This window comes from Lentzea sp. NBC_00516, from assembly GCF_036346835.1.
Taxonomy (GTDB): domain Bacteria; phylum Actinomycetota; class Actinomycetes; order Mycobacteriales; family Pseudonocardiaceae; genus Lentzea; species Lentzea sokolovensis.
The window spans coordinates 7,819,134-7,845,951 of the sequence record NZ_CP107840.1; the positions used below are offsets into that span (position 1 = coordinate 7,819,134).

Here is a 26,818-nt window from a genome sequence, read left to right on the forward strand (position 1 = left end):
CCCGCTCACCTGCCCGGTGAGCGGGGTTATTTCGTTTGTCAGCCTCGATACGGTCGTGGTGACGAGCGAGTCCAATGCTTGGGGGCATTGTTGGGGGTAACCCGTTTCGTCCTGTCCGCCCTACTGATTCCACTTGCAGGCTGTGCTGCCACCAAGCCGGCCACCGATTTCACCTACCAGGACGTGCCGGCGGAGCGGATCGCCGACCGGATCTTCCTGGCCGACGCCATCGCGGCGGCCGAGGGCTGCTCGCCGCCGTTCTCCGACGTCGTCGTGCGGCGTCCGAACTTCGTCAGCCCGCCGCCTCCGGTCGACGGCGGGTGCGGGGGCAGTGTCCGTGCCGCCGCGTCGTGGGAGTACGTCAATGCCGTGAGTCGCATCACGGTCCTGCACAGCGTCGTCGTGCAGGAGTGGGATGCCCTGCTCCAGTCAGGTCCGGAGGCCGCGGAGACGCGGGCGACCGGGGCGACGTTGCTGCACTGCCTCGACCGGGCAGGCTTCATCCAGCGGGAACCCGGCGAGCCGAGTCCGGTCGGGTACGGCATCGGATCCGGCGACGCAGCGCTCAACAACGCAGCTCAGAGGTGTTCCGACGACACCGGGTACGGGTCGAGGATCGCGGCTCAGCGGCTGCGAACGTTGAGGTCCGTGCTCGGCAGGCACGAGTCCGAGATCAACGACATCGCACGGCTGCGGCCCGTGCTCGAACGGGGTGCGCACTCCGGCGGCGGCCCTGAGCGGACCCGATTTGGGTTGCCGCTGTGAACTGCGTACACTGGTCAGGTGGCGCACCCAGTCGCGCCGGTTCAGTCATGCCCTTGCAGGTGAGATCGAACCGGGCTGACGCGCGTCCAAAGGTTATTACAACTGTCACGAAACGCGGAGGACATGGGCAAGAAGGACGGGGCCATTGAGGTCGAGGGCCGCGTAGTCGAGCCGCTCCCCAACGCGATGTTCAGGGTCGAGTTGGAGAACGGTCACAAGGTACTCGCGCACATCAGCGGCAAGATGCGACAGCACTACATCCGCATCCTCCCTGAGGACCGGGTTGTCGTGGAGCTCTCGCCCTACGACCTGTCCCGCGGGCGCATCGTCTACCGCTACAAGTGACCTCCAGTAGCAGGAGATCTCAGGCGTGAAGGTCCAGCCGAGCGTCAAGAAGATCTGCGACAAGTGCAAGGTGATCCGCCGTCACGGGCGGGTCATGGTGATCTGCGAGAACCTGCGCCACAAGCAGCGCCAGGGCTGAGCAGTTCCACCGTGCGCTCGTCGAGATCCTCGATGACGCAGTAACGAGAATCTCCTCGCACCTACCGCACACAGGGCTTCAAGTGGGCGGACACCCCCGGATTCCAGGCCGGGGCCGGGACACCGGCTGTGAGAGCAGCCGGAACGACATAGCGAGTCAGTCACCGGAATTGGGCGAGGAGCAGACCTGGAAGTAATCGACAGGAGTTAATCGCCACATGGCACGACTCGCTGGCGTCGACCTCCCCCGCGAAAAGCGGATGGAGATCGCGCTCACCTACATCTTCGGCATCGGTCGTACGCGCTCCAAGGAGCTGCTCACCGCCACGGAGATCTCCCCGGACCTCCGGGTGAAGGATCTGACGGACGACGACCTCGCCAAGCTGCGGGACCACATCGAGACGAACTACAAGGTCGAGGGTGACCTTCGCCGTGAGGTTCAGGCCGACATCCGTCGCAAGATGGAGATCGGCTGCTACGAGGGTCTTCGGCACCGTCGCGGCCTGCCCGTTCGCGGACAGCGCACCAAGACGAACGCCCGTACCCGCAAGGGTCCGAAGAAGACCGTCGCCGGCAAGAAGAAGGCCGGCAAGAAGTAAGACCTCGCGTCTACTGCCCTCAACTTAGGAGCTCGTTTTGCCACCGAAGTCCCGTACGGGCGCCGGGGTCAAGAAGATCCGGCGCAAGGAAAAGAAGAACGTCTCGCACGGCCAGGCGCACATCAAGAGCACGTTCAACAACACCATCGTGTCCATCACGGACCCGCTGGGCAACGTGATCAGCTGGGCGTCCGCCGGCCACGTGGGCTTCAAGGGCTCGCGCAAGTCCACGCCGTTCGCGGCGCAGATGGCTGCCGAGAACGCCGCCCGCAAGGCCGCCGAGCACGGCATGCGCAAGGTGGACGTGTTCGTGAAGGGTCCCGGCTCCGGCCGCGAGACCGCGATCCGTTCACTGCAGGCCGCCGGTCTCGAGGTCGGCACCATTCAGGACGTGACCCCGCAGCCCCACAACGGCTGCCGCCCGCCCAAGCGGCGCCGGGTCTGAGGCACGGGGAGGAGTAAGAACTCATGGCTCGTTATACGGGACCCGCGACGCGCATCTCGCGTCGCCTCAAGGTTGACCTCGTTGGTGGGGACCAGGCGTTCGAGCGCCGTCCGTACCCGCCCGGCCAGCACGGTCGTGGCCGGGTCAAGGAGTCCGAGTACCTGCTGCAGCTCCAGGAGAAGCAGAAGGCTCGTTACACCTACGGCGTCCTTGAGAAGCAGTTCGTCCGCTACTACAAGGAAGCGGTTCGTCGCCCCGGCAAGACCGGCGAGAACCTGCTCCAGATCCTCGAGGCTCGCCTCGACAACGTGGTGTACCGCGCGGGCCTCGCCCGCACGCGTCGCCAGGCTCGCCAGCTGGTCAGCCACGGGCACTTCATCGTGAATGGCCACAAGGTCAACATCCCGAGCTACCAGGTGTCGAAGTTCGACATCATCGACGTGAAGCCGAAGTCCATGCCGACGCTGCCCTTCGAGGCTGCTCGCGCGTCCTTCGGTGACCGCCCGATTCCCGCTTGGCTGCAGGTCGTCGCCTCGAACCTGCGCATCCTCGTGCACCAGCTGCCCGAGCGCGCGCAGATCGACACGCCTGTCACCGAGCAGCTCATCGTCGAGCTCTACTCGAAGTGATCCTCTCCGAGCCACTGTCCTTCTGGGGCAGTGGCTCGGGTCGGGTCCCGCATCGGCGCGAAGGGTGTGCCGAGTGCGTTTGCCGGTCCTCGTGGCTGGCTGTTGTTGACGGCGTCAAATAGCGGGCGTCGTTGTAGAAAGGTTGAACCCAGTGCTGATTTCCCAGCGCCCCTCGCTCGCCGAGGAAGCGGTCTCCGAGACCCGTTCCCGGTTCGTCATCGAACCGCTGGAGCCGGGCTTCGGTTACACGCTCGGCAACTCGATCCGCCGCACGCTGCTCTCGTCGATTCCCGGTGCTGCTGTCACGAGCATCCGCATCGACGGCGTGCTGCACGAGTTCACCACGGTTCCCGGGGTGAAGGAGGACGTCACCGACGTCATTCTGAACCTCAAGGAGCTCGTCGTCTCGTCCGAAGAGGACGAGCCGGTGACCATGTACCTGCGCAAGCAGGGCCCCGGTGTGGTGACCGCGGGCGACATCGTGCCTCCGGCCGGTGTCACCGTGCACAACCCCGACCTGCACATTGCCACCCTGAACGGCAAGGGCAAGCTGGAGATCGAGCTCGTCGTCGAGCGCGGTCGCGGCTACGTCCCGGCTGTCCAGAACAAGCAGGCGGGTGCCGAGATCGGCCGCATCCCCGTCGACTCGATCTACTCGCCTGTTCTCAAGGTGACGTACAAGGTCGAGGCCACTCGTGTCGAGCAGCGTACGGACTTCGACAAGCTGATCCTCGACGTGGAGAGCAAGCCCTCGATCACTCCGAGGGACGCAGTTGCCTCCGCGGGTAAGACCCTGGTTGAGCTGTTCGGCCTCGCTCGCGAGCTGAACATCGACGCCGAGGGCATCGAGATCGGCCCGTCGCCGGCCGAGGCTGACACCATCGCCGCGTTCGCGATGCCTATTGAGGATCTGGACCTCACGGTCCGTTCCTACAACTGCTTGAAGCGGGAAGGCATCCACACCGTCGGCGAGCTCGTGTCGCGCAGCGAAGCGGACCTGCTGGACATCCGCAACTTCGGTGCGAAGTCGATCGACGAGGTCAAGATGAAGCTCGTCGGCCTCGGCCTCGCCCTGAAGGACTCGCCTCCTGGGTTCGACCCGTCCGCGGCTGCTGCCGACTACCACGCCGGTGACACCGGCTGGGGCGCCGGTGCCGGCCTGGACACCCACGACGACGGCCAGGACTACGCGGAGACCGAGCAGCTCTGACGCTCTGATTCAGAGCTAGAGGATCTCTTTTAGTTACTACAGGAGCAAGCGATGCCCACCCCTACCAAGGGCCCCCGGCTCGGTGGGTCTCCGGCGCACGAGCGGCTGCTGCTCGCCAACCTGGCGACGGCGTTGTTCCAGCACGGCCGGATCAAGACCACTGAGACGAAGGCGAAGCGGCTGCGTCCGTACGCCGAGAAGATCATTTCCAAGGCCAAGGCCGGCGACCTGCACAACCGTCGCGAGATCATGAAGCTGATCCGCGACAAGGACGTCGTGCACAAGCTGATCGCCGAGATCGGTCCGTTCTTCAGCGACCGCTCCGGTGGCTACACCCGCATCACCAAGACGCTGGCGCGCAAGGGCGACAACGCCCCCATGGCCATCATCGAGCTGGTGCAGCAGAAGCTCGTCTCCACCGAGGCCGAGGCTGCGCGCAAGACCAAGTTCGCCAAGGACGAGAAGCCGGCCGAGGCCGCTGTCGTCGAGGCGGACGCCGACGAGACCAAGGCCGAGGACGCCGTCGAGGTTGACGGCGAGCCGACCGCTGAGGCCGTTGAGGCTGAAGAGTCGAAGGACGACGAGGCCAAGGACGAGTCGAAGGACAAGTCCTGACCGGTTCGACCGCTGACGAGCCCGCCGCTCCCCTTGCTGGGGGCGGCGGGCTTGTTCGTGTGCGGTTCGACCTGGGGTACGACGGCACCGAGTTCTCCGGCTGGGCCCGGCAGCCTTCGCGGCGGACTGTTTGCGGCGTTCTCGAGGACACGCTGTCGATGGTGTTGCGGGAGGACGTCTCGCTGACCGTGGCTGGGCGCACTGACGCCGGGGTGCATGCGTCTGGGCAGGTTGCGCACGCTGATCTGCCTTCGTCTGTTGATGTTGCTGGGCTGCCCAAGCGGTTGGCTCGGGCGTTGCCTTCCGATGTTCGGGTGTTTGGTGCTCGGGTGGTGCCCTTGGCGTTTGATGCTCGGTTTTCTGCGTTGCGGCGGCACTACGAGTACCGGGTTTCGGATGCTGACTTTGGCGCGCATCCGTTGCGGCGGTTGGACACTTTGGCCTGGCCTCGTCCGTTGGACGTTGGCGCGATGAACGCTGCCGCTGGGCTTTTGTTGGGGGAGCACGACTTTTGCGCTTTTTGCAAGCGGCGTGAAGGGGCTACGACCATCCGGGAACTGCAGCGGCTTGAGCTGGTGCGATCCGAGGCTGATGGAGTGGTCACGGCGTTTGTGTCCGCTGATGCGTTCTGCCACTCGATGGTTCGGTCGCTCATTGGGGCGTTGCTGGCTGTTGGGGAGGGGCGGAAGGCTGTTGAGTGGCCTTCGTCGTTGTTGTCGCTGACTGGGCGGGCCAGTGGGGTGACTGTGGCTCCTGCGCATGGGTTGTGCCTTGTTCGGGTGGATTTTCCTGGGGATTCGGAGTTGGCGGCTCGGGCTGAGGCCACTCGGCGGGTTCGTACTTTGGAGCGTTGAGCCGGTTGTTGGTGTTGCGCGCCGGTTTCGTGGGTCGTCTCCCGGTTGCGTTGGCGGCTGCCTGTTGTGTCGTCCGTAGGTGGTCGCCTTGCGGGCGTCTGTGGCGGCTGATTCCTGGGGCTCCGCCCCAGACCCCGCCAATCTGATCAAAAACCGGGGTCTACGCCATGCGCGGGTTGATGGCACGCCTGTTGCTTTGGGCGGAGTTGCGTTGAGTAGGTGGGCGCGTTGGTGGGGTGGTTTCGTCACGAGCCGTACCAAGAGCGGGCCACAGCTAGGAAGGGATGTCAAACGGACGAAAAGCGTGTCCGTTTGACATCCCTTCCTAGCTGCAGCAAGAGCTATGGCACGACTCGTGACGAAACCACCCCACCCAGACCGCACGGTAAGAACGGCTCGCCTGCGGCATCGCTTGCGGGCGGCTGCTTGCCGTGAGCGTGCGGTCTGACTGCTCGCCTGCGGCATCGCGGACGCCCCGCTCTCGCTTCGCGGGAGTGTCAGACCTGCTCGCTAGGTTGGGTCGCGGGGGACGCTGAATCCAAGGGGACCCCTGCGCGAGCCTGCCCGTGTTGTGGCGTGCCCCTCTTCCTCCCGGCAAGGGAGGAGCCCCCGGCGGGGGGACCGGGGGCTCCGAGGGTGGTGCGGCTGGCTTTAGATGTCGAGCGTCCACGAGTCGATGTGGCCCGTGTCCTGGCGGTAGAGGTCGCGGACTCGGAGTTGCCAGGTGCCGTTGGCGTCCTCGGCCGCCACGTTCACGCTGTAGGTGGCGTTGAGGTCGTCAGTGGCGTCGGAGCCGTTGGGGACCTTCAGGACCTTCACGGTGCCTGAGGGGGCGATCAGGGACAGTTCCAGGTCGCCTCGGTAGGTGTGCTTGATGGCGACCTTCACGGAGCCGGTGGTGCTGGCTTTGCCGTTGCAGTCGGCGATGGTGATCGGCGACTTGACTTCGCTGGCGTCCGGGATGTCGGTGTCCGTGTCGTTCGTGACTGCCGGGCACTGGCCCGGGGGGTTTCCGGGGGCCGTGCCGGTGATGTGGAGGAGCTTGTTCGGGGAGCCGGTGCCGGGGGTGGTGACCACGTCGGAGGTGGCGTTGTCAACGAGGGCGTCCCGGACCTGCTGCGGGGTTGCGGTGGGGGCCGAGCCCAGGTAGACGGCCGCCGCGCCGACTACGTGAGGAGTGGCCATCGAGGTGCCGCTGATGGTGTTGGTGGCCTCGTCGTTCGTGAGCCAGGCGCTGGTGATGTCGCGGCCTGGGGCGAAGATGTCTAGGCAGGTGCCGAGGTTCGAGAACGAGCTGCGGCCGTCGGTGCGGTCCGTGGAGCCCACGGTGATGGCTTCTGGGGTGCGGGCCGGGGACGTGTTGCAGGCGTTGCCGCCGTTGTCGTTGCCGGCTGCCAGGCCGTAGGTCACGCCTGCGGCGATGGAGCGGGCCACGGCGTCGTCGACGGTCTGGTTGGCGCCGCCGCCGAGGGACATGTTGGCTACCGCGGGCTTGCGGGCCGGGTTGGCCTGGACGTCCGCGGTGACCCAGTCGATGCCCGCGATGACGCCCGCGAAGGTGCCGGAGCCCGAGCAGTTCAGGACTCGGACGGCTACCAGCTTCACATCCTTCGCGACGCCGAACTTCGTGCCGCCGACGGTGCCCGCGACGTGGGTTCCGTGGCCGTTGCAGTCGGTGGCGTCGGCATCGTTGTCAACGGTGTCCGTGCCGGACACCGCGCGGCCGCCGAAGTCCGTGTGGGTGAGGCGGATGCCGGTGTCGATGATGTACGCGGTGACGCCCGCGCCGCGGTTCGGGTAGGTGTAGCTGTTGTCCAGCGGGAGCGCGCGCTGGTCGATGCGGTCGAGGCCCCAGGACGGGGTCGGGGTCTGCGTGTCCGAGGCGCGGACCTCGCCGTCCTGCTCGACGTAGGCGACGGCCGGGTCTGCCGCCAGGCGCTTGGCCTGGGTCTCGGACATCTGCGCCGAGAAACCGCGCAAAGCGGACTTGTAAGAGTGCTTCACCTTCGCGCCGTACTTAGCGCTGAGGTTCTCCACGCTTGACGTGCTGATGTCCTTCAGCACGACGATGTAGTTGTCCTTGACCGCGTTGGACGCACCGAGGTTGCGAATCTCCCCCTCGGGCGCAGCGGTGGCGGAGACGGACGACAGGACGAGCGCAGTGCCCGCCACCAGTCCGATTCCGGCCGCTCGTCTGGCCCACGATTCTCCCATAGCAGCAAGCTCCCTCGTCGCAGGGTTGTGCAGGTGAGAGTTTTCTTAGTGGCGCGGACTGATTTCGCACAAGAAGGTCCACGAAATTGCCTTCGAATGGCGAATCAACAGATTTGGTCTGGCCTGTGAATTAGTTGGTTCCGCTGATCTCTTTACAAAACAATTGCGCCCCGAACGGTTGTCCGTTCGGGGCGCAAGTTTCGCCTATTTCGCCGAGCGTCTCAATCGGCTGGAGCAGCGATGTGCTCTCTCAATCGCCTCGGCGCACTGCTCCGAGGATCTGCTGTTCGGCCGGGGTCGTGTAGAGGCGCAGGTGCGCCCACATGTCCTGGCCCATCGCGATGACCTGGTCGTCCTTGAGCTGGGTCAGCTGCTGGAACATCTGCGGGCGCAGGCGCCACATCTGGCCGGCGAGCTGGGCCTGGCCCATCGGGAGGCGCTGCAGCAGCACGAGGTCCGCGTTGTTCGCCGTGGACGACGCCTGCGGGTGCAGGTACGGCAGCACGTACATCGTGGTCTGCCACGCCGCACGCGGCGGGAACAGCTCCTGCGGGACGTGGCCGCCGTCGTGGATCACGAGCAGCGGCATGTCCTCGGTCGGGCGCGGGAGGTCCGCCGGGGACAGTCGGCGCAGCTGCACCAACTGAGACGGACGGCCGTCCGGGCCCTGGCCCGCTGCGCGCACGACCGGCTGCCACGCCTGCGGGCGGCCTGTCGCGATGATGATCCACGCTCCGGTCGCCATGGCGCGCAACGCGATCTGGCGGGCCAGGTACAGGCCGCCGACGACCACCATGCGGGTCGGCGTCGGGCGCAGGACGGACACGGCGAGCGGTTCGCCCTTGACGCCCTGGCCGAGCATCATGCCGCCGCGGTCGGCGCTCGGGCTGACCAGGTCGAGCATGTTCGGCGACACCAGGAACTCCGGTGCCACCGCGCCTCGGCCGCGCGTGTCGAGCAGACGGGACGACGAGCTCATGCCACACCTCCCAGCGGCAGCGTCGCGGCGAGGCCCGCGAGCTGCATGCCCCGCAACGGGGTCAGCGTGATGTCGAGCTTGTCACCCAGCTTCGAGAGCTGGTCCTCGGCCCTGTCCAGCTCGCTCGGCGTGCGGGCGGACACCCGCACCAGGCCGCGCAGCGAGACCTGACCGTCCTCGCGAGACGGTGAGATGGACATCGCGAGCGTCGACGAGAGAGCGCGCACACCGGTCAGGGAGTTCAGGTTGCCCTTGAGGCCCTTCGACGGCCAGCCGGTGATCGCGTAGCTCGCGTGACCGACTCCACCGGCGGTGACGCCCTTCCACTTCTCCCGCAACGACACCGGGTTCGTGCTGCCGACGGCCGCGGTCAGCTCGGCCGACGAGATCGCCGCGCGCAGCAGCTCGTCCGAGTCGAGCGGGCGGATCGTCACACCGGCGGACTCCAGGGCGTTGCGGACGCGGGACAACGCGCCGATCAACGCACGGTGCGCGCCGACGACGCCGCCGCCGCGCTCCCGGATCGCCTCGCCACAGCGGCGCGGGTCCAGCCGGACCGTGATCCACGTGGTGCGCCGGGCCGCCGCGGGCAGCGGGCCGAGCACCTCCATGTACGAGCTGATGGCCGGCGAGTTCGGCGGAAGTGCCGCGCTGCCGGGGTAGCAGTGCCAGATCACGGTGATCGCGTCGAGCACGACACCGCGGTCTTCCAGGCACGGTGTGAGCGCTCCCAGCGGCAGTGACGGCGCCGAGCCGACCGCGGAGATCAGCGGCGGCGTCGGGTCGACCAGCAGCACCGCGGTCCACACGCCGTCGTGCCACGACAGCGCGAGCGGACGGCGTTCGTGGTCGACGCCCTTCGCGATCACCAGGTCCGGGATCGCGAGGCGCAGCAACGCGACGCGCGGGTCCTCCGGGCCGAGCACCTGCATCTCGTCGTCACCGGGCTTGGACTCCTGCGAGTCCAGGCGCTTCGCGGTGCGGCCGTGCGACCGGAAGTTGTAGCGCAGGCGGACGCCGATCCACTGGGTGAGCCAGCGGCCACGCGATCGGGTGAACGCCAGGATCAGTGCGATGAGGAGCACACCGCCGGCGATCGAGACGGAGACGACGTTCAGCGCGCCGCTGCCGTCCTTGACGCCCATGATCGCGAGCACGAGGAGGGCGATGGCGAGACCGACCTCGATCGTGACTACGTTCGAGACGGGCAACGAGCCCAGGCTCACGCCTGCGGCTCTGCGACGGACACGCCCGACCGGACGCGGAGGCGCGGGTGCCTGCTGGCCAGGACCCGCGGGTCCCTGCGGCGGCCGTGCCATCCCTGGGTTGGGCCGGGGCGGATGTGGAGTGGTCACGGACATCCGTTGTGGTCTCTTTCCCCTCGATGGTCGGTGGGCTTGGCGAACCGGCCCACGGAGCAACCTGCGTCCGGCTATCCTGCCGAACCGTACCGCGACTGGGAGAGCAGCGAGCCGAGAATGGCATCAACACCCACCACCAAGGCACAGGTCCAGGCTTACCAATTCGTCCTGAAGCGGATGCAGTCAGCACTTGTCCGCAGAGACGCGGTGATGCTGCATGACCCCATGAGCATCCACTCGCGCGCTACAGCGGTGGGTGTGGTGCTGGGCGTCCTCGGTCTGATCGTGTTCCTCGTGATCGGGCTCTTCAGCCCGGCGCCGAAGCTCGACGACCAGACGCAGATCGCCATCAGCAAGGAGACCGGCCAGGTCTACGTCGTCGACAGCGCGCCGCGGCGGCTGGTCCCGATGACGAACCTGGCGTCGGCCCGGCTGCTCTGGTACTCGCGCAACAACCCGGACGCGCAGCAGGGGCAGGGCGGCGGCGACGCACCGGCCGGCACCGCGGGCGCTCCGCAGGAGGCGGCCGGCGGCACCCCGAAGCTCGTGAGCGAGTCGGCGCTGGCGAACCTGCCGCGCGGACGGCTCACCGGTCTGCCGGACGCGCCGGACGTGCTGCCGAAGCAGAACCTGCGGATCGACGCGCAGTGGTCCGTCTGCGACACGTTGAACCTGGACGAGTTCCGCGAGAACCAGGCGGCGGAGAACCAGATCAAGACCTCCGTCATCGCCGGCGTGAGCGGTGGCAACGCCGACCTCGGTGACGAGGCGGTGCTGGTCCAGCAGCGCACGGGCGCGAAGAAGGCGTACCTGATCTACAAGCGGCCCACCCCGCTGCGCGACATCTCGTCGTCGACGGTCCGCGCCGAGGTGGACCTCAAGAACGACAAGGTGATGAACGCCCTGCGGCTCAAGGGCAAGTTCCCGCGGGCGATCAGCACGGCGATGCTGAACGCGATCCCCGAGGTCGCGCCGCTGATCGCGCCGGTCATCACCGACCAGGGCAAGCCGGCGACCTACGTCACCGAGACGAAGGTGAACATCGGCGAGGTCGTCGAGGTGAACCTGACCGGGACCGCCACGTACATGGTGGCGCTCAAGGACGGGTTCCAGGACGTCCAGCAGACCGTCGGCGACCTGCTGCGCTACGCGTACTCGAACAATCAGAAGGCGATCCCGCTCTCGCCGAACGCGATCGCGGACCACAAGAACCCCGCCGACCCGCTCGACCTCAACTCGTACCCGGAGCGGATCCCCACCACGCTCGAGGCGAACGCCAACAACACCGTGGTGTGCCTGGGCTGGAAGGCCGACAACTACACCGAGCAGAACAAGGCCGAGCACACCTCGGTCACGATCGGCTCGAAGCTGCCCGGCCCCAAGGACATGACCCCGGTCGAGCTGAACGCCGCGGGTGCGGCCGGCGAGATCATCGACCAGTTCCTGATGCTGCCGGGCAAGGCAGCGGTCGTGCGGGCGAGCCAGGGCAAGAGCGACTTCGGCACCGGACCGGTGCAGGTCGTCACGGGTCGCGGCGTGCGCTACGGCGTTCCGGACGGCGGTACGGCGGCGGCGCTGGGTCTCGACGGCACGTTCCCGCCGGCACCGAACCAGATCCTGAGCCTGCTGCCGATGGGGCCGCAGCTCAACAAGAACGAGGCCAACCGCAGCTACGACTCGATCCCGGCGCCCAAGGGCGCCATCAAGGATCCGCAGGCGGCCGTTCAGAAGTAGCGGAACCGCTCCGGGTGCATCACCGTCGAATGCGACGAATGCACCCGGAGTTTTTCGTAGGGGGACGCCGTTGTGACCGGTCGGATCAGCGTCGATGCCGAGTGGCTGGAGAAGTACGCCGACCGCATCGACGGGACGACGGACGATCTGAGGCGGGTGCGGGACGCCATGAAGGTGTCCCCGTTGCGCCCGCAGTCGTTCGGCGAGATCGGCAGAACCGTCGGTACCGCCCAGGGCTACGCGCGTGCCGCCGAACTGCTCAACTCGCAGCTCGGCCGCGCCTGTGACGCGCTCGACGCGGCCTCCAAGGGCCTGCACGCCGTCGCCGCGCAGCACGGGCAGGGCGACGAGGAAAGTCTGCAGGCCATCAAGAAGGCCGACCGGCGGTAGGGGGAGCTGTGACCAAGGACGGCAGGCAGATCGCGGCCGAGGTCGGTCCCGAGCTCGACTACCTCTCACGGGTGAGCCGCAAGCTCGGTGTCGTGGACCTCGTGCACGACTTCTTCGACCCGCTGGTGGGCGACTGGAACGACCTGCGTGAGGAAGCCGAACGCTGGCGCAAGGCCGCGAAGGTGACCGAGGCGGTCAACAAGCACGTCTCCGAGCCGCTGGGCGGGGTCGACGCGCGGTGGGAGGGCAAGGACGCCGACGCGTTCCTCGACCACATGCGCAAGGTGGGCCTCGCGGGCGGCGACCTGTCCGACGCGATGAACGCGATGGCGGACGCGCTGGAGGAGACCGCGGACGGCGTGCGCGTCATCGTGCAGGACATGGCGCACGTGCTCGCCGACGCCGCCGACTCGGTGTCCGGCACGGCCTCGTTGCCGATGGAGGGCGACCAGCGCGCGATCAGGCACATCGAGGAGCTCAAGGAGCCGGTCCGCGGGATGCACGAGTCCGCGCGGCAGGTGCTGGAGGCGTTTCTCAAGCTGTGCGACGGGGTGTCCGGTGAGGCCGGCGGCTTCGAGGCCGTGCGGATGGAGCACAGGTACCCCGAGCAGAACTGGACCTACACGGCGCCCGCCAAGCCCGAGACCAGGATGCCCGAACCGGCGAACGCCTCGGCCACTGCCGCCGCGGGCAGTGCTTCGGCGGGCGGTGCCTCGGCAGGTGGAGGCCCGGTCGGTGGCGGTGGCGGCGGTGTGGGTGCCGGTGGAGTCGGCTCGGTCGGCGCGCCTGCCGCCGCCGCGACCCAGCAGCCGATGCAGTTCGGAGGCTCCACAGGCGTCGCTGAGCAGGTTCCGCTGGCGGACAAGGGTGCTGGGGCCCCTCCGGCCGCCGCGGCCGCTGGTGGCCGTTCTGGGGCCGCTTCCGGCGGCATGATGGGCGGCGGCATGGCGCCGATGATGGGTGGCATGGGCGGTGGCGGGCAGCAGGGCGGCGACAAGGAGCACAAGTCGAAGCAGCGGCTCAGCGGCTCGATCGACGACCTGCTCGGCAAACCCAAGAAGGCCGCGCCGAAGACGATCGGTGACGACGACTGAAAGTCTTCCCGAACAACGAGAAGGGCCCCGCCGGTGAATTCCGGCGGGGCCCTTCTCGTTGTGTCTCGAACGCTATGCGGTGCTTCCGCGCTTGCGGTTGAGCGAGTTGCGAACGAACAACGTCAGCGCCAGCAGCAGACCACCGGCACCGATGCCGCTCAGCGCCACGATGATCGGCGGCCAGTCGAGGCCGGGCGGCGGCGTGACGGCGGTGTTCAGCTCTTTCGGCTCCGGTGCCTTGAAACCGGCTGCCTCCGCGGGCAGCACCGCGGTCAGCGCGGCGACCGGGTTGATCATGCCGAAGCCGGACTTGTTGTCCTTGCCGGTCAGGCCGCCGGGGTGCAGGGCCGTGGCCTTGAGGCGCTCCATCACCTGGCGCGCCTTGAGGGTCGGGAACCGCTCGCGCACCAGTGCCGTGATGCCCGCGACGTACGGGGACGCGAAGCTCGTGCCCTTGATGTCCTGCACGCCCTGCGCGGTGACGTTCGCGTTCGTCAGGCCGGTGCCCTTGGGGTCGACGGAGATGATCTCCTCGCCCGGCGCGGCGATGCTGACCCACGGGCCCCAGACGCTGAACGACGAGACGTCGCCGGAGCGCGCGATCGAGCCCACCGACAGGACGTCGTTGGCGAACCACGCCGGGGACGACACCGAGTTGACGGTGTTCGGGTCCAGGTTGTTGTTCTGGGCGGCGCACCCGGTTCCCTGGTCGCTCAGGTTGCCGGCGGCCGTGACGATCACCACGTCCTTGACGTCGACGGCGTACCGGATCGCGGCCTGCAGGTTCCGGTCGTCCGCGCTGAAACCCTTGGGAGAGCTGCAGTTCGTCAACGAGATGTTGACGACCCTGGCGCCCTGGTCCGCCGCGCGGACGATGGCCATCGCCAGCGTGCCGACCTTGCCGGCCGACGCGCGTTTCTCGGGGTTGGCCGCGTTGCCCTTGAACTCGAAGCGGTCGCTGGTCTGGCGGATCGCCAGGATCGTCGCTTCCGGTGCGGCGCCGACGAAGTCGCCCTCGGTCTTGGCCGCGGCGGCGACGCCGGCGACCTCGGTGCCGTGGCCGTCGCAGTCGTCCGTGCCGTTCGCGTTGCCGGCGACGTACTCACCGGCGCCCTGGACCCTGCCGCCGAAGCGGGGGTTGCGCGGGTCGACACCGGTGTCGATGATCGCGATCTTGATGCCCTTGCCCGTGGCGAACCTGTGCGCCTGCTCCAGGTTCAGGTAGACCTGACCCCAGGGCTTGTACTCGATCAGTTCGCTCTTGGTGTCGGACTCCACGCATCCCTTGTTGGTGCGCTCGTAAGGCACGTCCGCCTTGCCGTCGTCCTTGGGCGGTGGCGTGCCGTTCGGCAGGTCCGGCGGCACCGAGTTCGGCCGCGCGGCCGCCGCTGTCGAGGACGGCTGAGCGGAGGCCTGCGGCAGCGTCCCCGTCAGCAGAAGCAGTCCGGCGGTCGCTGCCGCCGTGGTGCGCCTGATACCGGCCCTCATAGCGTGATCAGGCCTCGGAAGACCTGGTACATGTCCATGACGGCCAGCGCCAGCGGCAGCACGGAGGCGATCAGGATCGCCTCGATGATGTCGACGGTGCGGCGCAACGGCGGCGAGAACTTCTGGCCGGGGAAGATCACACCGAGCACCAGCGCGAGCACGCCCAGCACCAGCAGCGTGCCGAAGACGAACGCGATGCGGTTGAACGACGTCGACGCGATCAGCCAGCCGAGCACGATGCCGGCGCTGGCGAGCATGCCGGTCGACAGCAGTGCCACGGCCTGCGCGCCGTTCGCGTACGCCCGGCCGCGCATCATCAGCACGATGGCGACGATGACGCCGTAGATCGGGCCCCAGACCGTGTCGGCGGACGCGGCGACGATGGCGGCCAGTGCCGCGACCACGCCGGTGCCGATGATCATGCCCGTCAGGTACTCGTGCGCGACGGCCGTGCGACGCTCGATGACCGCGTACTCCGGGAAGCCGCTGTCCTCCTTGAGGTCCTCGGCGTTCGTCGGCACGACGGGCGGCGGGATCTTGGCCAGCTGCAACGTCAGCCTGGGCAGCAGCGACAACGCGCCGAGTGCCACGGCGCCGGTCGCGGCGGCCACACCGGACAGCGGGTGCTCGACGAACGTCGCCACGAGGAACGCCAGCGCCACGAACGTGCCGCCGGTCGCCGCGGCGATGAACACCGTGATGCCCTGCCCGATCAGCAGGATCCCGCCCCACGCGAAGATCATCATCAGCGCGGAGGCGAGCAGCATCTTGGGGTTGAAGCCCACCCCTGGCACGGCGTGGAAGCCCGTGACGAACGCCAGCGGCAGCGAACCGCACGCGGCGATCAGCACACCGGTCGACGCCGAGCTGTAGGCCCGCGCGATGGTCGCGCCCGCCGCCAGCATGGCGATCGCGCCGACGCCGCCGGCGATGGCGGCCGCGAGACCGCTGCCGGTGCCGCCCTGCGAGATCGGGCCGGACAGGAACAACGCCACCGCGGACGCGATCAGCGCGAGCGCGCCGGCCAGGTGACCGAACCGCTGCGCGGTCTCCTTGGTCCAGGGCCGGAACGAGTCCGGATCGGACTCCGCGATCGCGTCGACGACGTCGTCGTACAACGGCGGCGGCGGATTCTCGTTGCGGCGCCGCAACTGCAGCAGCTCACCGTCGACGACGCCGAGCGACGCGAGCGTGCGCGCGGGGTCGAGCGGGTTGTCGCCGAGCTTGGCGAGGCACCAGCCACCGTGCCGGACGCCACCGTCCGGAGTGGCCTCTCTCGCCATGTCCAGCAGCATCGGCAGGAGATCGGCCACCGCCACGTCGGCAGGTAGCGCGACGTCGATACGCGTCCGAGGTGCCACCACCGTGACACGGCTGAACACCGTCGTACCGGTCGCCACCAGGGCCCCCTAAGTCAGATCAACCTTGCAAACAATGTGCCCGACCTTATTGGTCCACTCGGACGGTTGCCGGGCGGCCCTAGTATGGCCGCACCGGCGTCTCTTGCACGTGTCGTTTGCAGAACACGTTCGACTGGGTTTTTTCCCGACCCACCTTCGTGACGCGCGCGGATGCGCAATAGTGTCGGTTGCTACTGGTGGCGTAACGAGTCGAAGAGGTGCCTGTCAGTTGAGCACGCTGCAGTTCAAGCGAACGGCACGCCTTGCTGCTCCCCGGCCTCCTGGCGGTGAGGTACACCTCGAACCGCCACCCGAGGTCCCCCGGATCATCCCCGGCAACATCATGATGAAGGCGATGCCCGTCGTCATGATCGTCGCGTCCATGGGCATGATGGGCATGATGCTCGTGTTCATGCCGCGGCAGCCCGCGGCGATGATCATGCCCGGCATGATGATGATCTCGACCATCGGCATGATGGCGAGCGGCATGGGCTCGGGCAAGGGCCAGAAGAAAGCCGAGATGAACGAGGACCGCAAGGACTACCTGCGGTACCTCGGCCAGATGCGCGACCGCGCCCGCGAAGCCGCCGACGAGCAGCGCGCCGAGCGCGAGTGGGTGCACCCGGACCCGCAGATGCTGTGGTCGCTCGCCACCACCCGCCGCATGTGGGAACGCCGCCAGAACGACCCCGACTTCTGCCACCTGCGCGCCGGACGGGGCTCGCAGCGCCTCGCCACCCGCCTGGTGCCGCCGCAGACCGGGCCCGTCGAGGAGCTCGAGCCGATCGCGACGCTGGCGCTGCGCCGTTTCGTGCGCGCCCACTCGCTCGTGCCCGACCTCCCGATCTCCATCGCACTGCGCGGGTTCGCCGCGGTCGGCCTGCTCGGCGAGATCGAGGACCGCCGCGACGTCGCGCGCGCACTCCTCGCCCAGCTCGTCACCTTCCACGCCCCGGACGACCTGCTGATCGCGGTCGTCAGCGCGGGCCGTACGAAGCAGCTGTGGGAGTGGGTGAAGTGGCTGCCGCACGCGCAGCACCCCACCGACATCGACGGCATCGGCCAGCGCCGCATGATGGCGAACTCGCTCGCCGAGATCGAGGCGATGCTGGACGAGAACCTGCGTGACCGCCAGCGGTTCACCCGCAACGCCCCGCCGCCGCCGGACCAGCCGCACATCGTGATCGTCATCGACGACGGCGACATCAGCCGCGAAGAGATGATCATCCTCGAAGAGGGTCTGGTCGGCGTCACGCTGCTGGACCTCAACGAGTGCCTGGGCAACCTGACGGCCCGCCGCGGCCTGCGTCTCGTCGTCGAGAACAACCAGCTGGGCGCCCGTTCCGCGACCGGCGTCGAGTGGTTCGGCGCGCCGGACCGGCTGTCGATCGTCGAGTCCGAGGCACTGGCCCGCAGGCTGTCGCCCTACCGCATGGGCGCCGCGGGCGAGGCCGGTGGCGACTCGGGCGAGGACCCGTTGGCGATGACCAACAACCCGCCGCTGCTCGAGTTCATGGGCATCCCCGGCGACCCGATCACGTTCGACGTGCAGCAGGCGTGGCGGCCGCGGCCCAAGCGCGACCGCTACCGCATCCCGTTCGGCATCGGCGAGCACGGCCAGGCGGTCGAGCTCGACATCAAGGAAGCGGCAGAGGACGGCATGGGCCCGCACGGCCTGTGCATCGGCGCGACCGGTTCCGGTAAGTCGGAGTTCCTCCGCACCCTGGTGCTCGGCCTGCTGGCCTCGCACTCGTCGACGGCGCTCAACATGATCCTCGTCGACTTCAAGGGTGGTGCGACGTTCCTCGGTCTGGACAAGGCACCGCACGTCGCCGCGACGATCACCAACCTCGCCGGCGACCTCAGCCTGGTCGACCGCATGAAGGACGCCATCGAGGGCGAGGTGTCCCGCCGCCAGGAAGTGCTGGCGAAGGGCAACTACAAGAACGTCTGGGACTACGAGAAGGCCCGTGAGAACGGCGCCCAGCTCGACCCGCTGCCCGCGCTCTTCATCTGCATCGACGAGTTCTCCGAGATGCTGACGGCGAAGCCGGACTTCATCGACATCTTCCTCCAGATCGGCCGTGTCGGCCGGTCGCTGCAGATGCACATGCTCCTCGCGTCGCAGCGACTGGAGGAGGGCAAGCTCCGCGGTCTGGACACGTTCCTCTCGTACCGGATCGGTCTGAAGACGTTCAACGCGGCGGAGTCCCGTGCGGCGATCGGTGTGCCCGACGCCTACGAGCTGCCGCCGATCCCGGGCTCGGGTTACCTGAGCGTGCAGGGCATGCCGCTGACCAGGTTCAAGGCGCTCTACGTCTCGGGCACCTACCGTCCCGCCGGCATGCAGTCCGCCGGTGAGTCGGTGGCCGTGCGCAGTGACAAGCGGCCGCGCTTCTTCGTGCCGGACTTCATCGAGATCCCGAAGGAGCCGGAGCGCCCGATCGAGCCGGTCAAGGTCGAGGCCGCGCCGGTCAAGGAGGACGCGAACGAGCCGACCCAGCTCGAGCTCATCGTCGACCGCCTCATCGGCCAGGGCCCGCCCGCGCACGAGGTGTGGCTGCCGCCGCTCAACGAGCCGCCGACGATGGACACGATGCTGCCGCCGCTCGACGTGACGCCGGACCGCGGTCTGACGTCGCCCGGCTACCCGGCCAACAGCACGCTGCAGGTCCCGCTGGGCGTGGTCGACAAGCCGTTCGAGCAGCGCCGCGACCTGCTGTGGGCGGACTTCTCCGGTGCGGCCGGTCACGGCGCGGTCGTCGGTGGCCCGCAGTCCGGCAAGTCGATGATGCTCAGGACGCTCGTCGCGTCGATGGCGCTCACCCACACGCCGGAGGAGGTGCAGTTCTACCTCATCGACCTCGGTGGTGGTTCGCTCGCCGCGATGGAGGACCTGCCCCACGTCGGTGGCTTCGCCGGTCGTCTCGACGTCGACAAGGTCCGCCGCATGGTGGCCGAGCTGCAGACCCTGATCGCGGAACGCGAGCTCCGCTGGCGCGACCAGCGCATCGAGCTGGGCGAGTTCCGCGCCCGCAAGCGTCGCGGTGAGATCAAGGACGACTCCTTCGGCGACGCGTTCCTGATCGTCGACGGCTGGATGAACTTCCGCCAGGAGTTCGAGATGGTCGAGCCGCAGATCCAGGCGCTCGCCGCGCAGGGTCTGTCCTACGGCGTGCACGTGATCGTCGGCGCGAGCCGGTGGGCGGAGATCCGGCCGGCCATGAAGGACCTCCTCGGCACGCGCTTCGAGCTGCGGCTCGGTGACCCGAGCGAGTCCGAGGTCGACCGCAAGGTGGCGGTCAACGTGCCTCCTGGCCGGCCCGGCCGCGGTATCACCATCGACGGTGCCACGGGACGCAAGCTGCACTACCTCACCGGCCTGCCCCGCATCGACACCTCGCAGGACGCGAGCACGGTGGTCTCCGGTGTCCAGGACCTCAGCCACAAGCTGAACCAGGCCTGGCAGGGCCCGCGCGCCCCGCAGGTCCGGATGCTGCCCGACCTGCTCGACCACGGGCAGTTCATCGCGCACGTCCAGCAGATCCGCCCCAACCGCGGCCACCTGGTCCCGGTCGGTGTCAACGAGGACGAGCTCGCGCCGGTCTACCTGGACTTCGACGCGGACCCGCACTTCCTCGCGCTGGCCGACGGCGAGTCCGGCAAGACCAACATCCTGCGCACGATCGTCCGCGGCATCATGCAGAGCTACACCTCGTCCGAGGCGTTGATCCTGCTCGCGGACTACCGCCGCACGATGCTCGGTTTCATCGACACCGACCACCTGCTCAGCTACGCGGTGTCGGGCACGCAGTTCACGCAGAACGTCCAGGAGGTCCGCGGCTCGCTCGCGAACCGCATGCCCGGCCCGGACGTGACGCAGGAACAGCTCAAGAACCGCTCCTGGTGGAAGGGCCCGGAGGTCTTCGTCATCGTCGACGACTACGACCTGGTCGCTCCGCAGGGTGCCGCGAACCCGATGCAGCCGCTGGCCGAGTTCATCCCGCAGGCGAAGGACGTCGGTCTGCACGTCGTCGTCGTCCGTCGCATGGGTGGAGCGTCCCGCGCGATGTACGACCCGATCATCGGCAAGCTGAAGGAGATCTCGGCGCCGATCTTCGTCGGTTCCGGTTCGAAGGAGGAGGGCAACATCATCGGCAACCTGAAGCCGTCGCCGCAGCCTCCCGGCCGGGGCACGATGGTGACCCGCAAGCACGGTCAGCAGCGCATCCAGTTCGCCTGGATCCCGTCGGACTAGAAGCAGTGCACGGAAAGGGCCCGCGGCTGATGCCGCGGGCCCTTTCCGTGCGCCGGATCGGAACCCCGGCGCGGCCAAGAGGGAGGCGGCCGCACCGGGGCACTGGATCCAGTTCCGTCGAGTCACCCCCAGGTCTGACTCTTCCGAACCGGCTGACGAGGACTCTGCCGGACGCCGCTCACGCGACGCTCACGCCTCGATGACACCGGTTTCCCGGCACGAGAAAAAAGGCCCGCAGCCGAAGCCGCGGGCCTTCACCGAACAGCAGGGGACTGTCCGGCTCCCCCCATGACCGGATTTCCTCCCGGACCGCACCACTGGGGAGGGGCGGCCCGGAGGGAGTGCGGCGAGAGTGACAGCCCCCCAAGACTTCGCTGTCACTCTCGTCGTTCCGGCTGATGACCACTTTGCCCGGTGGTGCTCACACTTCGGTCACACTGAGTCCTCGCCCCTACACTCGGCGCTCGGTCACCGAGCGGGAGAGGGGCGACGTGCGAGTCGAGTACCGCGTGCTGGGGCCGCTCGAGGTACTGCTCGACGGTGTCCCGGTCACCGTCCCCGCCGGCCGGTGCCGGGTTCTGCTCGGCACGCTTCTTCTGCGCGCCAACGAGTTCGTCTCCGTGGACGAGATCGTCGAACGGCTGTGGGACGGGGCGCCACCCAGTGCGGACCGCGCGGGCAAGACGCTGCACATGGTCGTGACCCGGTTGCGGCGGGCGCTCGGCGCGGCGAACTGCGTGCGGACGCGTGCGGGCGGCTACGTGGCCGTGGCCGAGCCGGAGCAGCTCGATCTGCTCAGGTTCCGCACCCACCTGAAGGCCGGTGAACACGCTGAGGCGACGGCGTTGTGGCGCGGGCCGGTGCTGGCGAACGTCCCGTCGGAGTCGTTGCACCGCGATCTCGTGCCGGCGTTGGTCGAGGAACGCCTGGCAGCGCTGGAGAAGCGGATCGACTACGACCTGGAGCTGGGTGTCGCGGCGGAACTGGTGCCGGAGCTCAGGACGCTCACCGGCCGGCATCCGGTGCGCGAGGTGTTCTGGGCGCAGCTGATGCTCGCCCTGCACCGCAGCGGGCAGCAGGCGGACGCGCTCGCGGCCTACCAGGAGGTCGCGGCCGTGCTGGGCGAGCAGCTCGGCGTCCTGCCGGGGCCGCGCCTGCGCGAGGCGCAGCAGCGGGTCCTGGCTGGAGAGATCCCTTCTGCGGTGCTCGTTCCGTCGCATCACCACGTTCCCCGGCAGCTGCCGACCGCGTTGCCGCACTTCGTCGGCAGGGAGCGGGAACTCGAGCGGCTCGACGCCGTGCTCGCGTCCGGGCAGCTGGTGATCAACGGCAGCGGCGGCATCGGCAAGACGTCGCTCGCGGTGCAGTGGGCGCACCGGATCGCCGGCCGGTTCCCGGACGGCCAGCTCTACAGCGACCTGCGCGGGTTCGATCCGACCGGGGCCCCGGTGAACCCGATCAGCACGGCCCGCGACTTCCTGCTGGCGCTCGGCGTGCCCGCGGACGAGATCCCGGCCGCCACCGAGGCGATGCTGGAGAGCTACCGGACGCTGCTGTCGCGGCGGCGGGTGCTGGTGCTGCTCGACAACGTCCGGGACGTGGCGCAGGTGCGGCCGCTGCTGCCGGGCGGGACGCAGAGCCTGGCCGTGATCACGTCCCGCAACCGCTTGCGCGGCCTGGTCACGCAGGACAGGGCGTTCCAGCTCGACGTCCTGGGGCCGGAGGAGTCGATGACGCTCTTCGGCGGCAGGGTCGGCGCGCACCGGGTCGCGGAGGAACCCGCGGCGGCCGCCAGGCTCGTCGAGCTGTGCGCGGGACTGCCGCTGGCGCTCGCCGTCGTGGCGGCACGGGCGACGCTCGACCAGCACCCGCTCGACGTGCTCGTGCAGGAGCTCGAACACGCCGCGCTCGACGCGTTGGACACCGACGATCCGCTGACCAGCGTGCGGGCGGTGTTCTCGTGGACGTTCGGGTGGCTGAGCCCGGTGGCGGCGCGTCTGTTCGTGCTGCTGGGCCTGCACCCCGGCCCGGACGTGACCGAGCCCGCCGCGACCAGCCTCATGGCACACCCGTCGGCAGACGCGCTGGACGAGCTGGTCCGCTACAGCCTGATCAACAGCCAGAACGGCCGCTACCGGCTGCACGACCTGATGCGTTCGTACGCGGCGGAGGAGGCGGCTCTGCGTCTGTCGGCCGCTGAGCGCGCGGCTGCCCAACGGCGGTTCTTCGACCACCTCATGCACTCAGCGCTGGCCGCCGCGGTGAGGTCCGACCCGTTGCGCCAGCCCATCACCACACCGGACCCGGCTCCCGGCGCCGTCGTGCTGGCGTTCGAGGTGAGCACCGACGCCGACCGCTGGTACGCCGGGGAACGCGCGGTCTTCGGTCCCGCGGTCGTCGCGGCCGGCGAGGCGGGCTTCGACGGTCACGTGTGGCGCACGGTCTGGGCGATCCGGCACTTCCTGCTGGCCACCGGACGGTGGCGCGAGGGCGAACGCCTGCAACGGCTCGCCGTCGCCGCCGCGCGCCGGGCCGGTGATCTCGAAGGGGAGTGCCGGGCCCGCCGCGGCCTGGTGTCCTGCCTGGTGCCGGGCCAGGAGTTCGACGAGGCCGAGCGCCAGCTCCGCGCGGCCATCGCCCTGGACGAACGGCTGGGCGACCTCATCGGGTTGTCGAACGACCTGCGCGGCCTCGCCTACCTGCTGGCCAGGCAGGACGAGCACCTGCGCGCGCTCGACCCGTTGCTGCGTGCCCTGGACGTGGCGATGCGCAGCGGCGACCGCATCGAACTGGCGAGCGTCTCCGCGTCGCTGGCGTTCGTGCACCACGAGCTCGGCGACCACCACGAGGCGGCGGCGCACGCCGAGCAGGCCCGTGACATGTACCTGGAGCTGGTGCCGGACGAGCGGGACACCGTGGTGGCCTCGAACCGCGACACCCTCGGCAGCATCTACCGCGCGCTGGGCCGCTACGAGGAGGCGGAGGCGAACTACCTCAGGTCGGTCGAGCTGCAGGCGACGTTGTCCTACCGCCACTACCAGGCGGACACGCTCGTGCGGCTGGCCGACATGAAGCGGGACCTCGGCGAACTGGACGCGGCCCGCGGCTACTACCTCGCGGCGCTCGACGTCTACGACGACCTGGGCAACGCGCAGGCGGACGACGTGCGCGAGCTGCTGGCCTCGTTGAACTGAGACCGGCGTCCCGGGAACTGATCAGCGGTGCTGGTGGCCCCCCAGGTAACTCAGCCACCAGCACCGCTGAGAAGTACTCTGCCCGACCCCGCTCACACTTTGCTCACACCGTGATCACACACCGCTAAACTGGCCGCGACCTGGGAGGACCTGTGCGAGCCGAGTACCGCGTGCTGGGTGAGACGGACCGCGTGCTCTCGGCAACTGGCGGGCGAAGGAGCTCGCCGAGAGGCTGACGGCCTGGAGCAGCCGGGGCGACAGCGACCCCCCAGGCGAAGCCATTTGCCGCTGTCGTCCCCGGCTGATGATGAGCTTGCCGACCGGCGCTCACACTTCGGTCACGCCCTCGAGAATCCACTGTGGACGAGCAGGTGAAGGAGCCCATGAACGTCGAGTACCGCGTCCTCGGGCCGTTGGAGGTGCTGCGCGACGGCGTGCGCGTGCCGGTTCCCGCCGGGCGCGGGCGCGTTCTGCTCGCCACGTTGTTGTTGCGGCCCAACCGGTTCGTGTCCGTCGACGAGTTGGTGGAACGGCTGTGGGACGGTGAGCCGCCCACGCTCGACCGCGCGCACAAGACGTTGCAGATGGTCGTTCGGCGGCTGCGGATGGCGTTGGGGGACGCCAACTGCGTGCGCACGGCCACCGGTGGCTACCTGGCCGAGGTCGACCCGGAGCGGCTCGACCTGACCCGGTTCCGGCGGCTCGCCGCCGAGGGCGAGTTCGCTGCCGCGCTGGCGCACTGGCGGGGTGAGGTGGCGTCCAACGTCGCCTCCCAGCACCTGCACCGCGAGGACGTGCCGCCGCTCGTCGAGGAACGGCTCGTGGTGCACGGACGGCGCATTGAGGCCGATCTGGCGCACGGGCGTGGGGCGGGGCTGGTGGACGAGCTGTGGGAGCTGACCGGCGAGCACCCGCTGCGCGAGGGGTTCTGGGCGCAGCTGGTGCAGGCGTTGCACCAGGCGGGACGGCCAGTGGAGGCGCTCGCCGCGTACGAGCAGATCCGCGATCACCTCGACGACGAACTGGGCGTCGAGCCCGGTCAGCCGTTGCGCGACCTGCACGCGCGGCTGCTCGACCCGGCCTCGCGGACCGGCGTGCCTCGGCAGTTGCCCGTCGGGGCCGTGCACTTCGCCGGTCGCGACGCCGAACTGGCCAGGCTGACCGAGGTCACCACGGGCGGGGCGGCGGTGGTGATCACCGCGATCGACGGCACCGCGGGGATCGGCAAGACCGCGCTGGCCGTGCGGTGGGCGCACTCGGTCGCGGACCGCTTCCCGGACGGGCAGCTGTACGTCGATCTGCGCGGCTTCGATCCGTCAGCTGATCCCGCCGACCCGGCCGAGGTGCTGGCGGCGTTCCTCGGCGCGTTCGGGGTGTCCGGCGGCAGGGTTCCGGTGGACCTGCCCGAACGCGCGGCGCTCTACCGCAGCGTCGTCGCCGACCGCCGGGTGCTGGTGCTGCTCGACAACGCCCGCGACGTCGAACAGGTCCGTCCGCTGCTGCCCGCAGGCCGCGGCTGCCTGGTCGTGATCACCAGCCGCAACCGGTTCACCGGACTCGTCGTCCGCGAGGGCGCGGTGCCGGTGACGCTCGACCTGCTCGGCGAGGACGACGCCGTCGCACTGCTCACCGCCCGCCTCGGTGCGGGGCGCGTGGCCGCCGAACCGGACGCCGTCGCGGACCTGGTCGCGTTCTGCGGCGGCCTGCCGCTCGCCCTCGCCGTCGCCGCTTCCCGGGCGGCCGACGATCCCGGCCTCGGCCTGCGCGCGCTCGTCGACGAGCTCAGGGCCTCGGACGGCCTGATGACCCACGTCGAGGCGGTCTTCGCCACGTCCTGCAGCCGTCTGGACGACGACACGGCGAGACTCTTCCGGCTGCTCGGCCTGACGACGGGCCCGGACATCTCCCTGGACGCGGCCACCGCGCTCGACGGCCGCCGTCGCGCCGAGGTGCGCAGGTCGTTGCAAACGCTGGCACGCATGCATCTCCTCGACGAACGCTCGCCGGGCCGGTACACCTCCCACGACCTGCTGCGCGAGTACGCGCGCTCGCTGCGGGAAGCGGATCCGGCCACCGAGCGGCTCGCGGCCGTGCGCCGGCTGCTGGAGTTCTACCTGCACTCGGTGGACGGCGCCGACCGGCTGTTGCGCCACAGCCGGGTCACCATCACGTTCGGCCCGTTGTCCGACGGCGTGCAGCCGGTGCTGTTCGAGGACTCGGCGGTCGCCGCCGCCTGGTGCGAGACCGAGCACGAGAACCTCCTCGCCGCCGTCGGGCTCGCCGGTGAGCACGGCCTGCACCAGCACGCCTGGCAGCTCGCGACCGTCATGTTCGGCTACCTCCACTTGCGCGGGCGGCCGTCGGAACGGATCGCGCTGTACCGCGTCGCACTCGCGGCCGCCCGCGCGAGTGCCGACAGGTACGCCGAGGGCATCACCCTGCACTCGCTCGGCAACGCCCTTTCCTCCCTGGGAGCGTTCGCAGACGGCGCCGTCCACTACGCCGAGGCGCTGCGGGTGCGCGAGGAGATCGGCCACCTGCACGGCATCGCGGTCACCCTCGACCAGTGGGCCGTCAACCACGCGATGAGCGGCGACCTGGAGTCGGCGAAGGCCCTGCACGAACGAGCGATCGAGAAGCGCCGGGAACAGGGCTCCCCGTCCGGGCTGGCCATGGCGCTGAACAACTACTCGATGACGTTGGTCAGCCTCAAGGAGTTCGACGCCGCACTCACCGCGAACGACGAGGCGTACGCCGTCGTCACGGAGGCGGGCATGGCCGACCTCGCGGCATCCACTTTGGACACCCGCGGTCTGCTGCACCTGGAACGCGGCCACCTCACCGAGGCCGTCGCGACGTTCCGGCGGGTGCTCGCACTGCCCGGCGACCAGCTGTCGGTCGCCATCAAGACCGTGACGCTGGAGAACCTCGCCGACGCACACGCCCGTGCCGGACGCGCGGAGGACGCCGTGGCCGCGTTGAAGGAGGCGTTGCTGCTGCGTGAGGACATGGGCAACGAGAAGGCCGCGGAGAAGCTGCGAGCCCGGATCGCCGAACTCTCCTGACGCTTGATGAACTGCCACACTCGTCGTGAAATGGGGTGAAC

Annotated in this window: 20 protein-coding genes; 15 read left to right on the forward strand and 5 right to left on the reverse strand. The window is 69.0% G+C overall.

Going from position 1 to position 26,818, the window contains the following annotated elements:
• Positions 1-183: 183 nt before the first annotated feature.
• The 9 genes from OG205_RS36095 (at position 184) to truA (ending at position 5,600) form a co-directional block, all read left to right on the forward strand.
• Positions 184-765 (forward strand): hypothetical protein, encoded by a 582-nt coding sequence (locus tag OG205_RS36095; RefSeq protein ID WP_330272344.1) that lies wholly within the window; start codon positions 184-186, stop codon positions 763-765.
• A gap of 123 nt (positions 766-888) precedes the next feature.
• Positions 889-1,110 (forward strand): translation initiation factor IF-1, encoded by a 222-nt coding sequence (infA, locus tag OG205_RS36100; RefSeq protein ID WP_005166804.1) that lies wholly within the window; start codon positions 889-891, stop codon positions 1,108-1,110.
• A gap of 25 nt (positions 1,111-1,135) precedes the next feature.
• Positions 1,136-1,249 carry a 50S ribosomal protein L36 gene (gene rpmJ, locus OG205_RS36105; protein WP_010148647.1) on the forward strand — a complete coding sequence of 38 codons (114 nt, stop codon included), beginning with the start codon at positions 1,136-1,138 and terminating at the stop codon, positions 1,247-1,249.
• Between the two features lie 217 nt (positions 1,250-1,466).
• Positions 1,467-1,847, forward strand: a complete 381-nt coding sequence (gene rpsM, locus OG205_RS36110) for a 30S ribosomal protein S13 (RefSeq protein ID WP_330272345.1) — start codon at positions 1,467-1,469, stop codon at positions 1,845-1,847.
• Between the two features lie 37 nt (positions 1,848-1,884).
• Positions 1,885-2,292 (forward strand): 30S ribosomal protein S11, encoded by a 408-nt coding sequence (rpsK, locus tag OG205_RS36115; protein ID WP_030478320.1) that lies wholly within the window; start codon positions 1,885-1,887, stop codon positions 2,290-2,292.
• A gap of 23 nt (positions 2,293-2,315) precedes the next feature.
• Positions 2,316-2,921 (forward strand): 30S ribosomal protein S4, encoded by a 606-nt coding sequence (gene rpsD / locus OG205_RS36120; protein ID WP_330272346.1) that lies wholly within the window; start codon positions 2,316-2,318, stop codon positions 2,919-2,921.
• Between the two features lie 151 nt (positions 2,922-3,072).
• Positions 3,073-4,131 (forward strand): DNA-directed RNA polymerase subunit alpha, encoded by a 1,059-nt coding sequence (locus tag OG205_RS36125; RefSeq protein ID WP_319976925.1) that lies wholly within the window; start codon positions 3,073-3,075, stop codon positions 4,129-4,131.
• Positions 4,132-4,182: 51 nt separating this feature from the next.
• Positions 4,183-4,746, forward strand: coding sequence for a 50S ribosomal protein L17 (rplQ, locus tag OG205_RS36130; protein WP_330272347.1), 564 nt, complete (start codon positions 4,183-4,185; stop codon positions 4,744-4,746).
• A 59-nt stretch (positions 4,747-4,805) separates the two neighbouring features.
• Complete coding sequence (gene truA / locus OG205_RS36135) at positions 4,806-5,600, forward strand: tRNA pseudouridine(38-40) synthase TruA (RefSeq protein ID WP_330272348.1); 795 nt, start codon at positions 4,806-4,808, stop codon at positions 5,598-5,600.
• 651 nt (positions 5,601-6,251) lie between these two features.
• Here truA and OG205_RS36140 read toward each other — a convergent pair.
• The 3 genes from OG205_RS36140 to eccE all read right to left on the reverse strand — a co-directional run bounded on the left by OG205_RS36140 (position 6,252) and on the right by eccE (position 10,112).
• Positions 6,252-7,814, reverse strand: a complete 1,563-nt coding sequence (locus OG205_RS36140; protein WP_330272349.1) for a S8 family peptidase — start codon at positions 7,812-7,814, stop codon at positions 6,252-6,254.
• A gap of 250 nt (positions 7,815-8,064) precedes the next feature.
• Positions 8,065-8,793, reverse strand: a complete 729-nt coding sequence (locus OG205_RS36145) for a hypothetical protein (protein ID WP_330272350.1) — start codon at positions 8,791-8,793, stop codon at positions 8,065-8,067.
• On the reverse strand, positions 8,790-10,112 hold the full coding sequence (eccE, locus tag OG205_RS36150; protein ID WP_442916850.1) for a type VII secretion protein EccE: 1,323 nt from the start codon (positions 10,110-10,112) through the stop codon (positions 8,790-8,792). The genes OG205_RS36145 and eccE overlap by 4 nt, the downstream gene beginning before the upstream one ends.
• Before the next feature lie 159 nt (positions 10,113-10,271).
• On the opposite strand from eccE, the gene eccB reads away from it, so the two are divergent.
• The 3 genes from eccB (at position 10,272) to OG205_RS36165 (ending at position 13,372) form a co-directional block, all read left to right on the forward strand.
• The gene (gene eccB, locus OG205_RS36155; RefSeq protein ID WP_330272352.1) at positions 10,272-11,888 is read left to right on the forward strand and encodes a type VII secretion protein EccB; all 1,617 of its coding nucleotides are present in this window, start codon (positions 10,272-10,274) and stop codon (positions 11,886-11,888) included.
• Between the two features lie 72 nt (positions 11,889-11,960).
• Positions 11,961-12,278: a type VII secretion target gene (locus OG205_RS36160; RefSeq protein ID WP_330272353.1), complete on the forward strand. Its 318-nt coding sequence runs from the start codon at positions 11,961-11,963 to the stop codon at positions 12,276-12,278.
• Positions 12,279-12,286: 8 nt separating this feature from the next.
• Complete coding sequence (locus tag OG205_RS36165) at positions 12,287-13,372, forward strand: WXG100 family type VII secretion target (protein WP_330272354.1); 1,086 nt, start codon at positions 12,287-12,289, stop codon at positions 13,370-13,372.
• 72 nt (positions 13,373-13,444) lie between these two features.
• Here OG205_RS36165 and mycP read toward each other — a convergent pair whose 3' ends face one another.
• Together mycP and eccD are read right to left on the reverse strand one after the other, a co-directional pair.
• Entirely contained in the window at positions 13,445-14,860 is a 1,416-nt protein-coding gene (gene mycP, locus OG205_RS36170; protein WP_330272355.1) for a type VII secretion-associated serine protease mycosin, read from the reverse strand.
• Positions 14,857-16,260, reverse strand: coding sequence for a type VII secretion integral membrane protein EccD (gene eccD / locus OG205_RS36175; protein WP_330272356.1), 1,404 nt, complete (start codon positions 16,258-16,260; stop codon positions 14,857-14,859). The genes mycP and eccD overlap by 4 nt, the downstream gene beginning before the upstream one ends.
• Before the next feature lie 229 nt (positions 16,261-16,489).
• Between eccD and eccCa the strand changes: the two genes are divergently transcribed.
• The 3 genes from eccCa (at position 16,490) to OG205_RS36190 (ending at position 26,777) form a co-directional block, all read left to right on the forward strand.
• Complete coding sequence (gene eccCa / locus OG205_RS36180) at positions 16,490-20,518, forward strand: type VII secretion protein EccCa (RefSeq protein WP_330272357.1); 4,029 nt, start codon at positions 16,490-16,492, stop codon at positions 20,516-20,518.
• Positions 20,519-21,009: 491 nt separating this feature from the next.
• Complete coding sequence (locus OG205_RS36185) at positions 21,010-23,712, forward strand: AfsR/SARP family transcriptional regulator (protein ID WP_330272358.1); 2,703 nt, start codon at positions 21,010-21,012, stop codon at positions 23,710-23,712.
• Between the two features lie 359 nt (positions 23,713-24,071).
• Positions 24,072-26,777 (forward strand): AfsR/SARP family transcriptional regulator, encoded by a 2,706-nt coding sequence (locus OG205_RS36190; protein WP_330272359.1) that lies wholly within the window; start codon positions 24,072-24,074, stop codon positions 26,775-26,777.
• Positions 26,778-26,818 lie beyond the last annotated feature (41 nt).

What these genes read in the sequence shown, in the direction of transcription:
- OG205_RS36140 (WP_330272349.1), bottom strand. Translation starts at nt 7,814, where the DNA reads ATGGGAGAATCGTGGGCCAGACGAGCGGCCGGAATCGGACTGGTGGCG.
- OG205_RS36145 (WP_330272350.1), bottom strand. Translation starts at nt 8,793, where the DNA reads ATGAGCTCGTCGTCCCGTCTGCTCGACACGCGCGGCCGAGGCGCGGTG.
- rpsM (WP_330272345.1), top strand. Translation starts at nt 1,467, where the DNA reads ATGGCACGACTCGCTGGCGTCGACCTCCCCCGCGAAAAGCGGATGGAG.
- eccB (WP_330272352.1), top strand. Translation starts at nt 10,272, where the DNA reads ATGGCATCAACACCCACCACCAAGGCACAGGTCCAGGCTTACCAATTC.
- rplQ (WP_330272347.1), top strand. Translation starts at nt 4,183, where the DNA reads ATGCCCACCCCTACCAAGGGCCCCCGGCTCGGTGGGTCTCCGGCGCAC.
- infA (WP_005166804.1), top strand. Translation starts at nt 889, where the DNA reads ATGGGCAAGAAGGACGGGGCCATTGAGGTCGAGGGCCGCGTAGTCGAG.
- mycP (WP_330272355.1), bottom strand. Translation starts at nt 14,860, where the DNA reads ATGAGGGCCGGTATCAGGCGCACCACGGCGGCAGCGACCGCCGGACTG.
- eccE (WP_442916850.1), bottom strand. Translation starts at nt 10,112, where the DNA reads ATGGCACGGCCGCCGCAGGGACCCGCGGGTCCTGGCCAGCAGGCACCC.
- rpsD (WP_330272346.1), top strand. Translation starts at nt 2,316, where the DNA reads ATGGCTCGTTATACGGGACCCGCGACGCGCATCTCGCGTCGCCTCAAG.